Here is a 16,498-nt window from a genome sequence, read left to right as displayed (position 1 = left end):
GATTGAGCGCGATCGCACATTCTTTGTAATATCCACACATTTCTAGACAATTTTAAAAAACTTTCATCTTAATGATGGAAAAGCTTGCCATAAAAATTTTCGGTGGCTATTAGCTTCTGTGCCGTCAGTTAAGATTAATTGAAACCTCTGGTTGCTGTTGATTTTGTCAAATTTATTCAAAAAATTAAATAAAAAACTATACAATGGTATACATTAGTCAATAAAAAGATGGCTGTTAAGCGAGATCGGTGATGCAGCAGCTCTCTTCGCCATAGATGCTCATGCGCTTGGCCACCAACAAAAATCTCCCACGTCCCCGCGCCCCCAACGGGAGACACTTTTTATAAGCTTTCCACGTCACAAGCACCGATTCATCAGGTATTTCACAATACCTGATACAGTCAAAAACAGTAAAGTTTAGTAACGCCCAGCCCACTATCTACAGTTGAGGGAATCAGCCTATGTTGTCCACAAAATCCTCTACAAGACGCCTCCTGACTGCTCTGGCGGCGACTGGTTGCTTGCTTACGGGGTTTTCCACCCTGACTCAGGCGCAGAATCTGCCTGGATTAACCATCTTTAGTGGTGTAGAGCGGCAAAATCAATTGTCCTACTTTTTAGATTTCGGCGGTCAATCGGATAATTGGGATCGCTATCGGCTGAAGATTCCCGGCAAGAAAATGGAATTAGGCGCTGCCCAGTTTATCGTTTCTTATCCCGACTACTACAAAGGCAAGTTTGACACTAAAAGCATGGAGGTGCGTGTCAAAGGTAAAAAGTTTCCCATTCGAGAGGTTAACTGGGACAAAGAAAATCACAAGGTTCTAATTTATATGGAGGAGCCAGTTCCGGCTGGGAACAATGTAGAATTGGTGTTCTCTAACGTGAAGAACCCGCCTTTTGGGGGAGTTTATTATTTCAACGCTGCTATCCTCACTCCCGGTGATGTACCGTTGCCGCGTTACCTCGGCACCTGGATTTTGAGTATTAATTAACAAAGGAAAAGCAACTTCTCTCACGTCCTTGGCGCAGGCAAGAGGACTGAGAGAGCAAATTATTGCAGGCATTTTGCCTGTACGGAGACAGCCTTCCAGCCATTGGGTAAAAGGGACTCCCAGCGATTTGGTGCTAAGCTAGAGAATTGTGACTTTTTTTTTTACAGCATCAATTGCTATAGGAGTAATCACCGATGACTCAGCGGACTCTCGGCGGGACTAACCGCAAACAAAAAAGAACATCCGGTTTTCGGGCGCGGATGCGTACCACAAACGGTCAGAACGTTATCAAAGCCCGGAGAAAAAAAGGACGTTATCGCCTTAGCGTTTAGGAAGGTGGAGGATGAAGGATGAATTAATTTCGCCTTCAACCTTCTCCAAGCCACCGAGGTAAGGAAGTTTCCAGTGGCATTATCGAAAGCAAATCGACTCCGGCATCGGCGAGATTTTACAGCCGTGTATCAGAGTGGAGTGCGGCGCAATACCACTCACTTAACTTTACGAGCGCTAAGGTCGCCGCTTGGGGGCGCAACTGGTGTGGGAACTGGTAAGGTGCCGACACGGATAGGAATATCTATCAGCTTAAAAGTCAGCAAACAAGCAGTAATCCGGAACCGCATCAAGCGACGAATTCGAGCAGCTTTTCGCTGTCTGTTGCCCCGACTATCACCAGGCTGGAGGTTAGTACTGGTGGTGCGACCGACAGCAGTTGAGTGCGATTATGGTCAAATTTTGCGAGAATTAGAGCAGTTGTTGGCACAAGCAGAGGTACTAGATGGCGATTAAAGAGGAAACCTTTTATGAAGGTGGGCCGCATATTGGCGATTTGATTATAAATATTCTGTTGGGATTCACAGTAATCTGTTTGCCGCTGACAGTAGGAGCGATTGTGCGATCGCTGTGGTTGCGCTACCGGATTACCGATCGCCGGATATCGGTGACGGGTGGTTGGATGGGGCGCGATCGCACCGACATCATCTACTCAGAAATCGTCAAGGCAGTTAAAGTTCCCAGAGGACTTGGACTCTGGGGTGACATGGTGCTAACCCTCAGAGATGGTAGCCGTCTAGAACTCAGATCCCTGCCTAGATTCCGGGAAATTTATGATTACATCACCGAGAATGTAGAAGCCAGAACCGGGAAACCGGGTGGTTCCTCCAAGTCGTTAGGGTAGCATTCTTCCTTACTGAAGAATTTTAGATGGAACATTTAAAATCTAAAATCAGCGCCAGGGAAGCTTTTGTGATGCTATACAACCCCCAAAACGAGAAACATTAGATAAATTTAGATTAGATTCACTTCAAGTTACTAGCGCCCTCTTTGACTCAGAACGAATGGACTTTGGTATCGGGTTTCTCTCCAATAATGTCATGCTGCCAATCCTGGATTTCTTCTACGGGATTGTGCCAAGCTATGGTCTCGCCATCGTGGCGCTGACACTTGTGATTCGCTTTGCACTCTATCCACTGAGTGCAGGTTCCATTCGCAATATGCGGCGGATGAAAGTTACTCAACCGCTGATGAAAAAGCGACAAGAAGAGATTCAGAAACTCTACAAAGACGATCCGGCAAAACAGCAGGAAGAAATGAGCAAGCTGTTCAAAGAGTTTGGCAACCCTTTGGCAGGATGCTTCCCTGTGTTGGTGCAAATGCCAGTTCTGTTTGCCTTGTTCGCCACCTTGCGGGGTTCGCCGTTTTCTGATGTAAACTACTCCGTCAACCTGGAAATATTTCCTCAAGAACAAATTGAACGCATCCAACCGCAAGCTTTTGTAACCAAACCGCAAAACATTTACTTTACCGATGGCGTTCATGCTCCGATTGCAGCTTTGCTGCCTGGAGGCAATCGCCTTGCGATTGGGGAAAAAACAAAAGTAGAATTTCAAAGTGTTGAGGGAAAACCCCTGTCCCAACTACTCACCGACTATCCCGAAACCAAGCTGGTGCCTCATTGGAAGGTGACAAAAGGCGAAGATCGGGTGCGGTTGAATGAAGATGGAACCCTGGAAGCTTTACAGCCTGGGGAAGCAACGATTCAGGGAATAGTTCCGGGACTGGCGGCAGATAAGGGATTCCTATTTATCGATGCGCTTGGTCGTGTGGGCGCTTTTGATGAGGACGGAACTATCCACTGGGATATCATCGGAATGGTGCTGTTTTTTGGCATCAGTTTGTATATCAACCAGGTTCTCTCTGGACAGAACAGCGGTTCAGGCGACGCAAACGCACAGCAAGCTACGGTAAACAAAATCACCCCAGTCCTGTTTTCAGGGATGTTTTTGTTCTTCCCCCTGCCAGCTGGAGTGCTGATGTACATGGTTATTGCCAACATTTTTCAGACCGCTCAGACATTTATTCTGTCGCGGGAACCACTGCCAGAAAATATCCAGAAAATGGTAGAGGTGCAAGAAAAAGAAACAGAAAAAGAAACAAAATCAAAGGAAAGAGAGGCACTTCCCTTTGAACCCGGTCGATCTAAGAAAAAAGCTTCGAGTTAGCCATGAGCGATCGCATAATGCAACGGGGTCAACAGTGGCTGGAAGAACTTCTGCGGTTAGGGAAATTTCCCACAGGCGTTACAGTCGAAAAGCAAGCGATCGAGCCAGCAATTGACTCGCCAACAGAAGAATCAGGAGTAAGCTACTGGTTGACTATCGACGAAACCAAACTAACACCAGCACAAATTCAAGCCTTAATTGGCACTGAAGGTACTGCTCTTGATGCCATCCAGTATCTTGCTAATTCGATTTTGAACCTTGGCCAAGATCGGGAAAATCAAACAGCTTACACCATTGAACTCGACGGCTATCGACAAAAGCGGCAAGCAGAACTACTGGAAATGGCTGAATATGCCGCAGGGCAGGTGCGCCAAACTGGTCAAGAATATGAAATGAAATCATTGTCTTCAGCCGAACGTCGTCAAGTTCATACCTATTTTCAAGAGAGCGAAGATTTAGAAACCTACAGTCGAGGCCAGGAGCCAGATCGAAGGTTGGTTGTGCGGCTGAGGAGTTAAAAATTAAAAATGAAAAATTAAAAGCTTAAGTTTTTAATTTTTCATTTTTAATTTTGTAAGAAGGATGGCTGAATCACTATGAAGACGATTTATATTCCGGGATTGACAAAAGCGCCAGAGCGCACCGAAGTAATAGAAATTGATGAGTTTTTACCGGAACTGGAAACCTTAACCCCAGTGCGCGGACAGATAAAAGTTACCCATCAAGGAAATTACCTTGAGGTTTCTGCTGTTGCAGAAGCAATTACCACACTCACCTGCCACCGCTGCTTGCAACAGTATAACCACCGCCTAGCCCTTAATACCTCAGAAATGATCTGGCTAGATGAAGCGGCCGAAAAACCGGATAGCGGGCCTTTGGAACGGGAGACACCGCTAGAAGATTTGGTGGAAATGCTGTCGCCATACGGTGATTTTCACCCCGATGTTTGGTTGTACGAACAGCTGTGTCTAGCAATTCCTCCCAGAAATCTCTGTGACAAAAACTGTTCGGGAATTCAAGCAGGCGATAAAAATGCCTCCGAAATGGCCTCAGATCGGCGTTGGGAGGCTTTAGAAGCGCTCAAAAGACAACTGCCCAAATAGTCATTAGTCATTAGTTATTGGCTAATGGCTAATGGATTTAGAACAAGCGAGTAAATAGCCATTAGCCATTAGCCTTCTTAACAACAATATGAGCTTCAGTGACGAGTTTGAACTGCTCCTACGCGCCCGTTATCCGGCAATTTATATTCCGACTCCCGAAGAGGAGCGAGTAGAAGCGGTGATCGCACAGTGCGCTCAACGAACGGGCGATCGCGCAGTCTATATCTGGGATTTTGTTGATGGCTACCAAGGCAACCCCAACGATGCCGGGTTCGGTCGTCGTAATCCCCTACAAGCATTAGAATTTGTAGAAAAATTACCCGCAGCCTCCCCTGCAATCTTCCTTTTGAGAGATTTTCACCGCTTTTTAGAAGATATTTCCGTCTCCAGAAAACTTCGGAATTTATCGCGGCGGCTGAAATCCCAGCCAAAAAACATTGTTATTGTGTCGCCGCAAGTTAATATTCCCTCAGACTTGGGCGAAGTTTTGACAGTCATAGAATTTCCCCTGCCAGCACCAGCAGAAATTAAGAACGAAGTAGAGCGTCTGCTAGGTGCGACAGGTAAATCTCTCGGCGGCAAAGTCTTGGATGAACTGGTGCGTTCCTGCCAAGGTTTGTCAATGGATCGGATTCGACGGGTTTTGGCACGCGCGATCGCAACCCACGGCGAACTGCGTCCCGAAGACGTGGAACTGGTGCTAGAAGAAAAGCGTCAGAGCATTCGTCAGACGCAAATATTAGAGTTTTATCCGACAACCGAGAAAATTTCTGATATTGGCGGTTTAGATAACCTGAAAGACTGGCTGCTGCGGCGAGGCGGTGCCTTCTCAGAACGAGCTAGGCAATATGGTTTACCTTATCCCAGAGGTCTACTGCTGGTGGGAATTCAGGGAACTGGGAAATCTCTAACAGCAAAAGCCATCGCCCATCACTGGCACCTACCCCTATTGCGCCTAGACGTTGGGCGACTCTTTGGGGGATTGGTGGGAGAATCAGAATCTCGCACCAGACAGATGATTCAACTCGCAGAAGCCTTAGCTCCCTGTGTACTATGGATAGATGAAATTGACAAAGCCTTCTCTGGAATGGATGGTAAAGGAGATGCCGGAACCAGCAACCGCGTTTTTGGCACCTTTATTACCTGGCTGGCAGAAAAAACCTCACCAGTTTTTGTAGTTGCCACCGCTAACAACATTCAGGCTTTACCGCCGGAAATGCTCCGGAAAGGCAGATTTGATGAAATCTTTTTTGTCGGTTTGCCAGAAACAGAGGAACGTCGTGCCATTTTTGCGGTACACTTATCCCGACTGCGGCCTCACAACTTGAATAGCTACGATTTAGATCGGCTGGCATACGAGACACCGGACTTTTCCGGGGCAGAAATTGAGCAAACGCTTATAGAAGCAATGCACATTGGATTTAGCCAGAACCGAGACTTCACCGTAGATGATATTCTAGAAGCCGCCAGCCAGATTGTACCTCTGGCGCGGACTGCAAGCGAGCAAATCCAGTTTCTACAAGATTGGGCAGCCGCAGGTAAAGCCCGTATGGCTTCGAGACACTGTAGTTTGAGTAGTCGCTTTCATAAGTTGCAACAACCGGAATCACCCTCATGAGTTTTTCGGGGTTAGTAAAATTTCTAATCGGTTTTTTCCTGGCGATCTCCCTTTTGCTGGTGGCTGGTGGTGCCACTGCTTATTACTTCCTGACTAAACTCTCAACACCGCCCGCGAAGCCGATGTATGCAAACGATAAATCGGTGCTGAAAGCCAAGGCGGCGATCGCGTCCAAAAAACCAACACCAGCGTCCTCTGCTCCAGCGAGTCCCACTCCTACAGCCTCGACTCCACTAGAACCAGGAGCCTACATAGCCAGTGTTACCTGGCCAGAAGGCTTAAGTCTACGGGAGAACCCCAGTCTGGAAGCCAGCCGCGTTGGTGGGGTTGGATTCAATCAGCGAGTTGTGGTTATAAAAGAAAGTGACGATAAAAGGTGGCAGCAAGTACGCCTAGAAAATGGCGAACAACAAGGTTGGATCAAAGCTGGTAACGTTAAGCGAGTTGACTCAGAATAAACGTAGCAACCAGCAAATTTAAAATTTTCAATGGGGATTTTTCTCTCCCCGACGTAGCGCAGGCATCTTGGGTGCGCTACGTCGGGGCATGGCATTGCCGCGTCCCTAAGAAATTGAGCAGTATGTTAAGATTAGCTAAATTTTAATTGCCATATTCTTGCAAATTTTCCAGCAGGTAAAGAGCAGGTGGTAGGTTGAAAAACCATTACTTACAGCCATTTTCCACCTTACCGATGGATAACAAATTATGTATGACAAAAACTCTAACAAGAAACTGGGATCTGCTGTTATAGCAGCCTTGAGAAAAGAGAAACTTCACTTATTTGCCCCTAACTCAAGGTCAACATTCCCTAGCAGTTATGGTAATTACTGCTTTACCAGTGCTGCTTTCCTGAGTTTTTGATTCCAAGGGTTTAGTTTAAATGGGTGTGAATGGACAGATTTTATCCAAAGTAACACCGTCAATTATCATTTTTAATAAACTATCCCTGAAGTAAGTAACTATAAACCCTTAAATTGTCGTAAAATAAGCCGAAAACAGCAGCTAAAACATCTATAAGGTGGATTAGCGGCTATTGGTTTTGGTTTTGCAGGACAATAATGGAAACCCTTGCATATCTTCATCTGGCAGTAGCCTACGAGGAAACTACAGACGCTGGTACTCCGCCTGTCCTGAAGAAGTTGAAACTTTTTGAGGGACTAAACTGGCATAAGCTTTCCAGCAAAGCGAGTATCTATATGCTATCGCTGGCGCTGAATCTAGCTATCCTAAGCGCGATCGCCAGCGCTAGCGCCATGCAAATAGAGGACAGGGGTGCAGAAGTGACGGCGCTGCAAAATAACTTGATGGCGGCAAAATACTATAAAGGGCCTGTAACTGGATATTATGGCAAGTTAACCCAAGCTGCCGTAAAGCGGTTTCAGGCAGCTAATGGCTTAGCTGCTGACGGCATAGCGGGTACGCAAACTCTAGCGGCGCTGAAGCGTCACATGGAGGGCGGCAAAAACACAAAAACTAAGCAGTCGGAAGGCTTGAGTGTCAGCGTGCGCGGACTGCGAATAGGCGACCGCGGTTCCGAAGTCATAGAAGCGCAGCAAAGGTTGAAAGCTGCCGGGTTCTACAAAGGCCCTATCGATGGGAAATATGGCGGGCAAACGGCCCGAGCGGTGAAGCGTTTTCAGGTAGAAAGAGGTTTACGTGTTGACGGCATTGTTGGGAAGGAAACCTGGTTTGCAGCGGGATACCTTGGAAGTTCAAATTCTCCCTACTTGGTCGTAGTCATCCCTGAAAGTGGCGAGACGCTTTTACAAGTGCGCCAATACGTGTCTAATGCGTATCCAAAGGATTCGAGGCAGGATGCAGATATTTATGCAGGGACATTTCCCAATCCGTCTAGCGCCGAAGGCCAAGCCGAAATGCTGCGATCGCGTGGGTTGCAAGCAAGGGTTGTTTACTTACGGTAGCAACTCTTAGGAATAGCTATTTGATGAATTTTTTCGGCTAGACTGGCGAGATAAATATACTGCAATAACCGTGGAAACCCTAGCATATCTTCATATTTCCTTAGCCTACGAGACACCCAAGGAAGTCAGTTTTTCTCCTATCTGGAACAACCAGAAACTTTTTGCCGGACTGAATTGGAAAAAGCTTTCTAGCAGAGCGAGTATTCATTTTCTATCGCTGGCCGTTTCCTTGGTGGTGTTGGGCATGGCTTCCGATGCGTTGGCACAGAGGGTGCTTCAGCAAGGAAGCAGAGATCCGGAAGTGGCAGAGGTCCAAAGACGTTTGCAAGATTTGAACTACTTCAGGGGATCTATTACTGGCTTTTTTGGTTCGCAGACCAGAGCAGCTGTAATCGAATTCCAGAGAAATAATGGACTGGCACCGGATGGCGAGGTTGGTTCGGCAACCAGGGCAGCATTATTTAACGTTAGGCGGCCCCAGAGCCAACAATACAATTTTGAGTTTGGAAATGACCTATTGCCGGGTATCAGAGACGATTTTTCTAATATTGATAGAGGATCAGATACCAACAACCTTGGTGAAAGAGACGTATTTCGAGAAGGCGATCGCGCTTTTAATAGGAGTGTTCAGCTACGGTTAAGACAGCTGGGTTACAACCCTGGCCCCATCGATGGAATTATTGGTTCACGAACCAGGCAGGCGATCAGGGAGTTTCAAAGAGATAGCGATATATTCGCTGACGGTCGTCTCGATCGGGAAACCCTGGAGGAATTGGGAGTCCGTCGTGCTGTTGCTAGAAATCGTCCCCTTTCCTATGTAGTGATCGTACCAGGGAGCGAAAACGAACTGGATGACGTGCGCCAGTGTTTGCGTTTGCGTGTTGGTTCTGTGAATTTTAGGACAGATTCGAGATTAGGGAATTACGTTCAAACAGGCGCATTTCCTGACTACAACAGGGCTGAAAGTCAGTCCGAGTTTTTGCGCTCGTGTGGACTTGATGCACGGGTAGTCTATCGCCAATAAGAAAAATATGATACAATTACTAGCCTATTAATCAACTAGCTAGACTGGCGGTAAAAAATATAAGATGCCAGAAAACTAAGGCTTCCTATTTGAATGCAAGAATATCTTCAACCCGAAGCAGTGCTGAAAGGCAATATGCGCTTATACAATCTTATCGGCTGGATGCAGTGAAAGAGTCCCGCTGATAGTTACTATAAGTGTGGCTATTTGTTGAAATTGACCTGCTAAACTTGCTATCAAAAGAAGCCCTAGATAATTATGGAAACTCTTGCCTATATCCATCTTGCTCTTGCCTACGAGGAATCCGTCAACATCGAGCAAGTTTCTGCCCTCAATAACCAGAAGTTTTTTCAGGGACTGGAGTGCAAAAAGCTTTCCAGCACGGCGAGTATGTATATGCTATCGCTGGCAGTTAGCTTAAGCTATTTGGGAATGGCATCGGTCGCGTTGGCAACGCTTCAGCCTGGGGAAAGTGGTTCAGAGGTAGTTACCCTCCAGAAACGTTTGCAACAGCTAGGCTACTTCAGGGCAAATGCCACTGGAAATTTTGGTCCCTTGACCACAGAGGCGGTGATCCAATTCCAAAAAGCTAAAGGACTAGCACCAGATGGCATTGTAGGGCCGCAAACTGAGGCAGCTTTAAGCATTCCAAGGAGGAATAACCAAACACAGGCAAGTAACCGTCAGCAGGTGAGCAACCGTCTGCTAGTTAACCGTCCGCAGGTGAACCGTCAACGGGTCACTCGTCCGCAGGTGAGCAACCCTCCACAGGTGAGTAACCGTCGCCGTGGCGCTTTGCAGGAAGGGGACAAGGGTGCAGAGGTAGCCGCCCTCCAGCAGCAGTTGCAAAAACGGGGTTACTTGAAGGCAAATGCCACTGGCTATTATGGTCTGTTAACTAAAGCAGCCGTTACCCAATTTCAGAAAGTGGCGGGAATGCCTGTTGATGGCGTTGCAGGTACAGACACGCAGGCGGCTTTACTGGGTGTGGGAAATGGAGAGTTTCGGACTCCGGCAAAACCAGCCGTTGTTTCTACCGGCCCATTCGTGCAATTCGGTCAAACTAGCCAACAGGTAGCAGCCGTCCAGCGACAGCTGCGGCAAATGGAATACTATCAAGGTCGGTTAACTGGTTACTTCGACCAAGAAACTAAAGATGCTATCACCAAGTTTCAGCAAGAACAACGCTTACCTGCTGATGGAGTTGTGGGGCCAAATACTTTAGCAGCATTAGAGAAGGCAAGCGCAAAAGCAAGCGATCGCTCTAGTATGCTGTCCTTGCAAAAGCGTTTGAAAGAAAATGGCTTTTATAACGGCCCGTTAAATGGTGTTTTCGATAAGCAAACCAAAGCAGCTGTCGAAGCTGCACAGCGTGACTATGGACTCAGTGCTGATGACATTGTGAAGGGACGCTTCTAACTTTGGCGATTAGCTTTAAAAGCTAATCGCTCGTTTAGCGGCTGTTTTCCCATCGCTGTACTAACTAGTGCTCGTATTTGCTTAAATTGGCAGTAACGCCCGCTGGCAAGAGGGACAGACGGCGTGAATCGTCAACTGACAGTCAAGCAGATGATACCCCTCTTTTTTGGCGGTTCGGGTGCCTGTTTTTAATATCGAGTCATTCTTGAATTCAATCGTCTTGTTACACCGAACACAGATCAAATGATGGTGGTGATGCGGGTAAGGTTGATTGAGTTCGTAATGCTTATGTCCTTCCGCCAGTTCTAGTTCGCGTAGGATTCCCAGCCGAGCCATTAACTTTAGAGTTCGGTAAATGGTGGATAGGCTTATATCCTCACTTTCGCTGTGCAGCAGCTCGTAAAGGTCTTCCGCACTGAGATGCTGACCTCTGGGGAGATGTTGAAAAACATTTAGGATAGTTTCCCGCTGGGGAGTTAAACGCCAGCCCCGCTCATTGAGTTCAGCCTTGAGGGAGGTTGCTGTGTAAAATGACATATTTACCTTCTCAAGAAAGTAGCCCTATTGAGAAGGATAGCGAATTGCCAGAATATTTGCAACAAAGTTATCTTATTGAGAATGATAATTAATAAGCAAAGCAGTCAAGAAGCAGGAAAGTATAGAAGGAAACAGGAAAAAGTAGAAGTAAAGAATTATGTCTTTTACATGATTGCCTTTTCACTTTTGACGAAACTACTTAAAAGGCAATCATGTAAAAGATAAAAGGTAAAAGGCAATCATAAAGAATTCGATAATTGCCTTTTACCTTTTATGTTCTTTTATCCTAAAGATTCCAGATAATCTCGCACGCGGTTGCGGCGCTTGGGTTGGCGCAACTTCTGTAAGGCTTTGGCTTCAATTTGCCGGACTCGTTCTCTAGATAAATCCAAAGCGCGACCAATTTCTGCCAAGGAATAAGGATGACCATCTCCCAAGCCAAACCGCATCTGAATCACATCTCTCTCTCTGCTAGTGAGATCGTCAAGCAAATTCTGCAAATCGCGGTGTAAAGCTTCTCGCATTAACACTTCTTCGGGAGAGATGCTATCTGTTTCTAGCAAGTCGCCTAGTTCAGTGTCTTTCTCCTTACCAACTTTAATTTCTAAAGAGACAGAGCGGGGGACGCGCAGCAAAACTTCCCGCACCTGTTCGGCTGTCATGTCTAACTCGTGACCGATATCTTCAATGGTGGCGGTGCGACCTTTTTCTTGAGAAATTTTTCGCTGAGCTTTCTTGATTTTGTTGAGCTTTTCGGTGATGTGAACTGGAAGGCGGATGGTGCGGCTTTGAGTAGCGATCGCGCGCGTAATCCCCTGACGAATCCACCAATAAGCATAGGTGCTAAACCGATAACCCTTTGTCGGATCGAACTTCTCTACCGCCCGTTCTAGTCCGAGAGTTCCTTCCTGAACTAAATCCAACAATTCCAAGCCGCGATTTTGATATTTTTTCGCCACCGACACGACCAAGCGCAAGTTAGCCTTGATCATGTGTTCTTTGGCGCGGATGCCAGTATTCTGAATCGCCTCTAGTTCCTCGACATTCAGAATAGCTATCTCTGCCCAGCGTCGCTTTCCTGCTGCCAAACTGGGCTTCAGGTTGCTTACTTCAATACCAGCTTCTGCCGCCCAGCGTTCCAAAGAAGGACGATGCCCTAGTTGAGAAGCCAGACGATCGTGAACATTAATCAGATGGACATAGGGTTTAATTACTTCATCACCCTTAGTCGCAGCGTCACTTCTCAACTCCAGCAAACGCATATGACGCTGGACTTTTTGAGCTTCCGAGACTTCTTCATCTCGCCCTAGTAAACGAACCCGACCAATTTCCTGAAGGTATAAGCGCACCAAATCGGTTGTACGACGACTGGCACTTGTCGAGGGGCGGGACTCGTCGAGTTGCTCATCAAGAGCGTCTATCATTTCGATCTCAGGCTCACTGAGATCGTCTACTGGTGGTCCATCGTCGTCGCCGTGACTTGACAGCCCAAAGCTGAAGTCAGGAGCGATCGGTTCAAATTCTGTCTCTGTATAGAAAGGGGTGGCTGGCATAGGGATCTCTCAATTGCGACCGGAATAATCTTTCAGTTAGTCACTACTTATTTAGGATTCCCATTCTCCAAGACGAAACTACTACTGCTTATTGTTCTTTTAATTACTTCTCGCACCCACCAACAGGGTTTCTATTTGACCCCGCTCCTTTGACACCTAGTACACGCATCGCTATCAACTGCTGGCGCTGACAGTAGGACAATTTGACTTCCAGAAACCTGTCTCCAGAAGGATTCAGATTTCTATCTTTAGGAGCTAGTATAAGCAGCTATCAATCCCAGAGTAGTGACTTGGGTCAATACGCTAGGTTAATCTACATCACTAGCAAGAGCATTTCCTGAAGAATTACCTATTCTTAGAAAGAATATTGTTCGCACAAGTTCCCTGACTGGGGATTGGGGGCTATTGGGAAAAGACCTTTTTTCAATCCAAAATCCTTAATGTCAAAATCCAAAATCCTTGTATCGGATCACTCTGGCTTGCTGTCTCTAAGCATCAATGCCTCAACCGCAGAGAGCGGGGTAATTTCTCCTTGGAGTAGGCGGTAAACCTGGTAAGATATGGGAACAGAAATTCCTTTTGCGTTGGCTCTTTGAATCAAAACTGAGGTGGTGTTGACACCTTCAGCTGTCCCTTCCAATTCAGCTAAAACCTCAGAAAGCGTCTTGCCTTGAGCCAAAAAATAACCAACCTGATAATTGCGGCTGAGGCTGCTGTTGCAGGTGGCGAGTAAGTCCCCAAGTCCTGATAAACCATAAAACGTTTCAGTTTGTGCGCCCCAGTGGTTGCCAATGCGGATGATTTCGGTCAAGCCACGGGTTAATAAAGCGGCTTTGGCATTGGTTCCTAGTTGTAAACCGTCGCAGGTGCCAGCAGCGATCGCCATGACGTTTTTCAGCGTACCGCCCAGTTCGACTCCCAAAGGGTCAGCATTGGTATAAACCCGAAAACTTGGGGAAGAGAATACCGCTTGCACCGATGAGGCAGCGATCGCATCTGTGCTGGCTACTACGGTAGCTGCTGGCAACCCCTGTTGAATTTCTTTAGAAAGATTCGGGCCAGACAGAACAACGACGGGATTTGTGGGGAACGCCGCTTGCCAAAGTTGCGAAGGTGTGCTTGTGGCAGCTGGATCTAACCCTTTGGTTGCTGTTACGAAGATGGTATCTGGGGAGACAGGCAAAGATTGTACTTGCGCCACCACCGAGGCGACACCTTTCATTGAGATGGCTGATAAAACAATATGTGCGCCCTCTAGAATGTCCTCTAGTAGCACAGAACCCTGACGCGACCACAAACGCACGTCATAGCCATTCTTAGACGCTAGAGATGCCAATGTTGTACCCCAGGCACCAGATCCCAGAATGACTATCGATTTTGGATTTTGGATTTTGGATTTTGGATTAATCACCGTTAGGGCGAAGCATTGCCAAGCAGAAATTTTAACTTATCCCAGCCAATTATCAGCAGCAATACTTCGCCTCTAGAAATTTAAAATTTGCTTCGGGGATAGCGTTGCATCAATTCGCGTACCTGTTCAGCATGATAAGAGCTACGGGTGAGGGGAGAGGCGACGACTTGCAAAAATCCCACCGATTCTCCAAACTGTCTCCAAGCGTCAAACTGGGCTGGTGTCACGAAGCTATCAACTTTTAAATGCTTCTGAGTGGGTTGCAGATATTGCCCGATAGTCAAGATATCGCAGTCTACATCGCGCAAATCCTGCATAACTTGCCGAATTTCGGCATCAGTTTCTCCCAATCCCACCATCAAGCCAGATTTAGTATAAACCCAAGGTGCAATCTGACGAGTTAGACGCAACAATTCGAGCGATCGCGCATAATTTCCTTGAGGGCGCACCCGTCGATAAAGACTCGGAACTGTTTCTGTATTGTGATTCAGCACCTCTGGCGCAGCTTGCAGAATTTTCTCCAGCGCTTCCCAGTTACTACACAAGTCAGGAATCAGCACCTCAATTGTTGTCTTTGGTGAGGTGGCGCGAACCGCTTCAATGCAGCGAACAAACTGAGACGCACCACCATCTGGCAAATCATCCCGATTCACAGAAGTAATCACTACATGATTCAGTCGTAGCCGTCGGACAGCTTCCGCTAATCTTTCCGGTTCCGATGCGTCTAGCGGTTGCGGCTTCTTCTCAAAATCTATATCGCAGTAGGGACAAGCTCGCGTGCAGGCTGGCCCCATAATTAAGAAAGTTGCTGTCCCGGCGTTAAAACACTCGCCAATGTTGGGACAAGATGCTTCTTCGCAAACCGTATTTAGCCCCAAATCCCGCAATATTTCTTTAACATTGCCGACGCGCTCCCACTGAGGCGCTTTCACCCGCAACCATTCTGGTTTAACTGCCACGACCCGCTTTTCCCACTGTAGTCATACAGAGTTTATAGTATCAAGCATTCCTACTGCTTGAGTTAATTTCCCTTGCTGTGGGTTGGTGAAAAGGGATTCGGCGTGATATCGTGGATTAAGATTGCCTTTATGGTAACGGGATGTGGCGCAGTTTGGTAGCGCACTTCGTTCGGGACGAAGGGGCCGCTGGTTCGAATCCAGTCATCCCGATTTTTCAACCTGATGTACGACCGATAATCCTCATTTGATGATCGGCAACGTTAGTCTGAGATTCTTCGAGTGAAGTATCGGGAATTTGTTCATCAACGTTGTCATAATCGTGGCTAGAGTCATGGCGTTGCTGAATAGCGGTATGAATTATTGAGGAACCGGAACATCCCAGAATTTCAGATAATGTAGTAACAATCTAATTGAGTGTCTCAGTAGTTCTTCAGATTTGGAATAGCACAGTGTCTTGCGATGCAGTCGAGCTCGCGGAGTGTCTAAGCCTTGTGTTTTCCCCCTCAACCCGTGTCATGTATGTCTTGCTGACAATCTGGTCGCCGTCTGGAATAAAGCCTGGATAAACCGACCATCCATCAGTGACATAGAAATAGCAAGCACTGCCATGCCTGCACAATTGCCCACAACGGTCGAAACGTTTCTGCACTGTGGTCACCTAAGACCCACCCTAAGATCCCTTGCTTGAAGTGGTCAACTGCCGTCCACAGCCAGATTTTATTTTTTTTGAACCGACAAAGGTTTCTAATTCATCTAGCTCACCCACCAGGGGAACAGTCTCTGGCTCGTAAGCATCAGGCAGCAGTTGTCCCACGCGCTTGACCCAAGTAATCACCGTCGTATCATGCACACCTTTGACTCGTTCGATACCCCGAAAGCCCATGCCGTTAACATACATTTTCAGACATTCTCGTTTGACTTCATCTGAGTAGCCTTTCGGTGGTTCGTAGCGCTCGATGAACTGGCGACCACAAACAACACAAATGTGATTTTGTTTACCTTGTTTCTTCCCATTTTTACGGATATGGGTGGAACCGCATTCAGGGCATTGCATCCTCAATTGACCTCAATTCATACTTCCATTATGCAACGCCAGAGTCATTAGTATCTGCCTGATTATCAGCATAATCGGCGCGTGAAGTATCAGGGCCAGCATCAGGGGTAAGAAAACCACTACCTGTGGTGTCAGCGCCTACTGCATCAACATGCTTGGGTTGTGAAAACATTTTATTTTCTCCTTGGAAACGGTACACATAATATCAATTTCCTTAAACTTTGCTACACTTAGACAGAAGATTTTAAGAGGAAAAGCTTCAAATGCCAGGAGTTACAAAAATTGAAATAGCCGAAACAGAAGAAACTTTAAAAGCTCTCTTATTGAAAGTTGAGAAGGCGGAACAAAAAGAAAAAGTTCAAGCGTTGTACTGGCTGAAGACAAAAACTGTAGACAGTGTCTCAG

At 46.8% G+C, this 16,498-nt stretch carries 17 protein-coding genes, 1 tRNA gene and 1 pseudogene; 13 read left to right on the top strand and 6 right to left on the bottom strand.

What is annotated here, in order from left to right; genetic code table 11:
• Positions 1-461 precede the first annotated feature (461 nt).
• The 12 genes from H6F66_RS24105 (at position 462) to H6F66_RS24050 (ending at position 10,579) form a co-directional block, all read left to right on the top strand.
• Positions 462-995: a DUF2808 domain-containing protein gene (locus H6F66_RS24105; protein ID WP_190426642.1), complete on the top strand. Its 534-nt coding sequence runs from the start codon at positions 462-464 to the stop codon at positions 993-995.
• Between the two features lie 194 nt (positions 996-1,189).
• Positions 1,190-1,327, top strand: a complete 138-nt coding sequence (gene rpmH, locus H6F66_RS24100) for a 50S ribosomal protein L34 (RefSeq protein ID WP_190426639.1) — start codon at positions 1,190-1,192, stop codon at positions 1,325-1,327.
• 73 nt (positions 1,328-1,400) lie between these two features.
• Positions 1,401-1,781 (top strand): ribonuclease P protein component, encoded by a 381-nt coding sequence (gene rnpA / locus H6F66_RS24095; protein ID WP_190426636.1) that lies wholly within the window; start codon positions 1,401-1,403, stop codon positions 1,779-1,781.
• Positions 1,771-2,169, top strand: a complete 399-nt coding sequence (locus tag H6F66_RS24090) for a PH domain-containing protein (RefSeq protein WP_190426633.1) — start codon at positions 1,771-1,773, stop codon at positions 2,167-2,169. The genes rnpA and H6F66_RS24090 overlap by 11 nt, the downstream gene beginning before the upstream one ends.
• 160 nt (positions 2,170-2,329) lie before the next feature.
• The gene (yidC, locus tag H6F66_RS24085) at positions 2,330-3,493 is read left to right on the top strand and encodes a membrane protein insertase YidC (protein ID WP_190426630.1); all 1,164 of its coding nucleotides are present in this window, start codon (positions 2,330-2,332) and stop codon (positions 3,491-3,493) included.
• A gap of 2 nt (positions 3,494-3,495) precedes the next feature.
• Positions 3,496-4,011 carry a R3H domain-containing nucleic acid-binding protein gene (locus H6F66_RS24080; RefSeq protein ID WP_190426627.1) on the top strand — a complete coding sequence of 172 codons (516 nt, stop codon included), beginning with the start codon at positions 3,496-3,498 and terminating at the stop codon, positions 4,009-4,011.
• Between the two features lie 78 nt (positions 4,012-4,089).
• Positions 4,090-4,596 carry a YceD family protein gene (locus tag H6F66_RS24075; protein WP_190426624.1) on the top strand — a complete coding sequence of 169 codons (507 nt, stop codon included), beginning with the start codon at positions 4,090-4,092 and terminating at the stop codon, positions 4,594-4,596.
• An 88-nt stretch (positions 4,597-4,684) separates the two neighbouring features.
• The gene (locus tag H6F66_RS24070) at positions 4,685-6,214 is read left to right on the top strand and encodes an AAA family ATPase (RefSeq protein WP_190426621.1); all 1,530 of its coding nucleotides are present in this window, start codon (positions 4,685-4,687) and stop codon (positions 6,212-6,214) included.
• Positions 6,211-6,672, top strand: a complete 462-nt coding sequence (locus H6F66_RS24065; RefSeq protein WP_190426620.1) for an SH3 domain-containing protein — start codon at positions 6,211-6,213, stop codon at positions 6,670-6,672. Before H6F66_RS24070 ends, H6F66_RS24065 begins: the two co-directional genes overlap by 4 nt.
• Positions 6,673-7,272: 600 nt before the next feature.
• Positions 7,273-8,136 (top strand): peptidoglycan-binding protein, encoded by an 864-nt coding sequence (locus H6F66_RS28095; RefSeq protein ID WP_190426617.1) that lies wholly within the window; start codon positions 7,273-7,275, stop codon positions 8,134-8,136.
• Between the two features lie 70 nt (positions 8,137-8,206).
• The gene (locus H6F66_RS24055) at positions 8,207-9,160 is read left to right on the top strand and encodes a peptidoglycan-binding protein (RefSeq protein ID WP_190426614.1); all 954 of its coding nucleotides are present in this window, start codon (positions 8,207-8,209) and stop codon (positions 9,158-9,160) included.
• 258 nt (positions 9,161-9,418) lie between these two features.
• Entirely contained in the window at positions 9,419-10,579 is a 1,161-nt protein-coding gene (locus tag H6F66_RS24050; protein ID WP_190426610.1) for a peptidoglycan-binding protein, read from the top strand.
• Between the two features lie 81 nt (positions 10,580-10,660).
• Here the strand turns inward: H6F66_RS24050 and H6F66_RS24045 are convergent, their stop codons facing one another.
• The 4 genes from H6F66_RS24045 to lipA all read right to left on the bottom strand — a co-directional run bounded on the left by H6F66_RS24045 (position 10,661) and on the right by lipA (position 15,039).
• Positions 10,661-11,116: a transcriptional repressor gene (locus H6F66_RS24045; protein WP_190426608.1), complete on the bottom strand. Its 456-nt coding sequence runs from the start codon at positions 11,114-11,116 to the stop codon at positions 10,661-10,663.
• A gap of 281 nt (positions 11,117-11,397) precedes the next feature.
• Complete coding sequence (gene sigC, locus H6F66_RS24040) at positions 11,398-12,669, bottom strand: RNA polymerase sigma factor SigC (RefSeq protein ID WP_190426605.1); 1,272 nt, start codon at positions 12,667-12,669, stop codon at positions 11,398-11,400.
• 469 nt (positions 12,670-13,138) lie between these two features.
• A complete protein-coding gene (locus tag H6F66_RS24035) occupies positions 13,139-14,059 on the bottom strand; it encodes an NAD(P)H-dependent glycerol-3-phosphate dehydrogenase (RefSeq protein ID WP_190426812.1) in 921 nt (306 codons plus the stop codon).
• Between the two features lie 101 nt (positions 14,060-14,160).
• Positions 14,161-15,039, bottom strand: coding sequence for a lipoyl synthase (gene lipA, locus H6F66_RS24030; protein ID WP_190426602.1), 879 nt, complete (start codon positions 15,037-15,039; stop codon positions 14,161-14,163).
• Positions 15,040-15,175: 136 nt separating this feature from the next.
• Between lipA and H6F66_RS24025 the strand changes: the two genes are divergently transcribed.
• Positions 15,176-15,249 (top strand) — tRNA-Pro (locus H6F66_RS24025).
• Positions 15,250-15,396: 147 nt separating this feature from the next.
• Here H6F66_RS24025 and H6F66_RS24020 read toward each other — a convergent pair.
• A pseudogene (locus H6F66_RS24020) lies at positions 15,397-16,093 on the bottom strand (IS1 family transposase).
• Between the two features lie 28 nt (positions 16,094-16,121).
• Positions 16,122-16,265 carry a hypothetical protein gene (locus H6F66_RS24015; protein WP_190426599.1) on the bottom strand — a complete coding sequence of 48 codons (144 nt, stop codon included), beginning with the start codon at positions 16,263-16,265 and terminating at the stop codon, positions 16,122-16,124.
• Positions 16,266-16,498 lie beyond the last annotated feature (233 nt).

It is taken from the genome of Trichocoleus sp. FACHB-6, assembly GCF_014695815.1.
In the GTDB taxonomy this organism is placed as follows: domain Bacteria; phylum Cyanobacteriota; class Cyanobacteriia; order Cyanobacteriales; family FACHB-T130; genus Funiculus; species Funiculus sociatus.
Note: the sequence above shows the minus strand (reverse complement) of the source record. Positions and strands in the feature narration are given on the sequence as shown.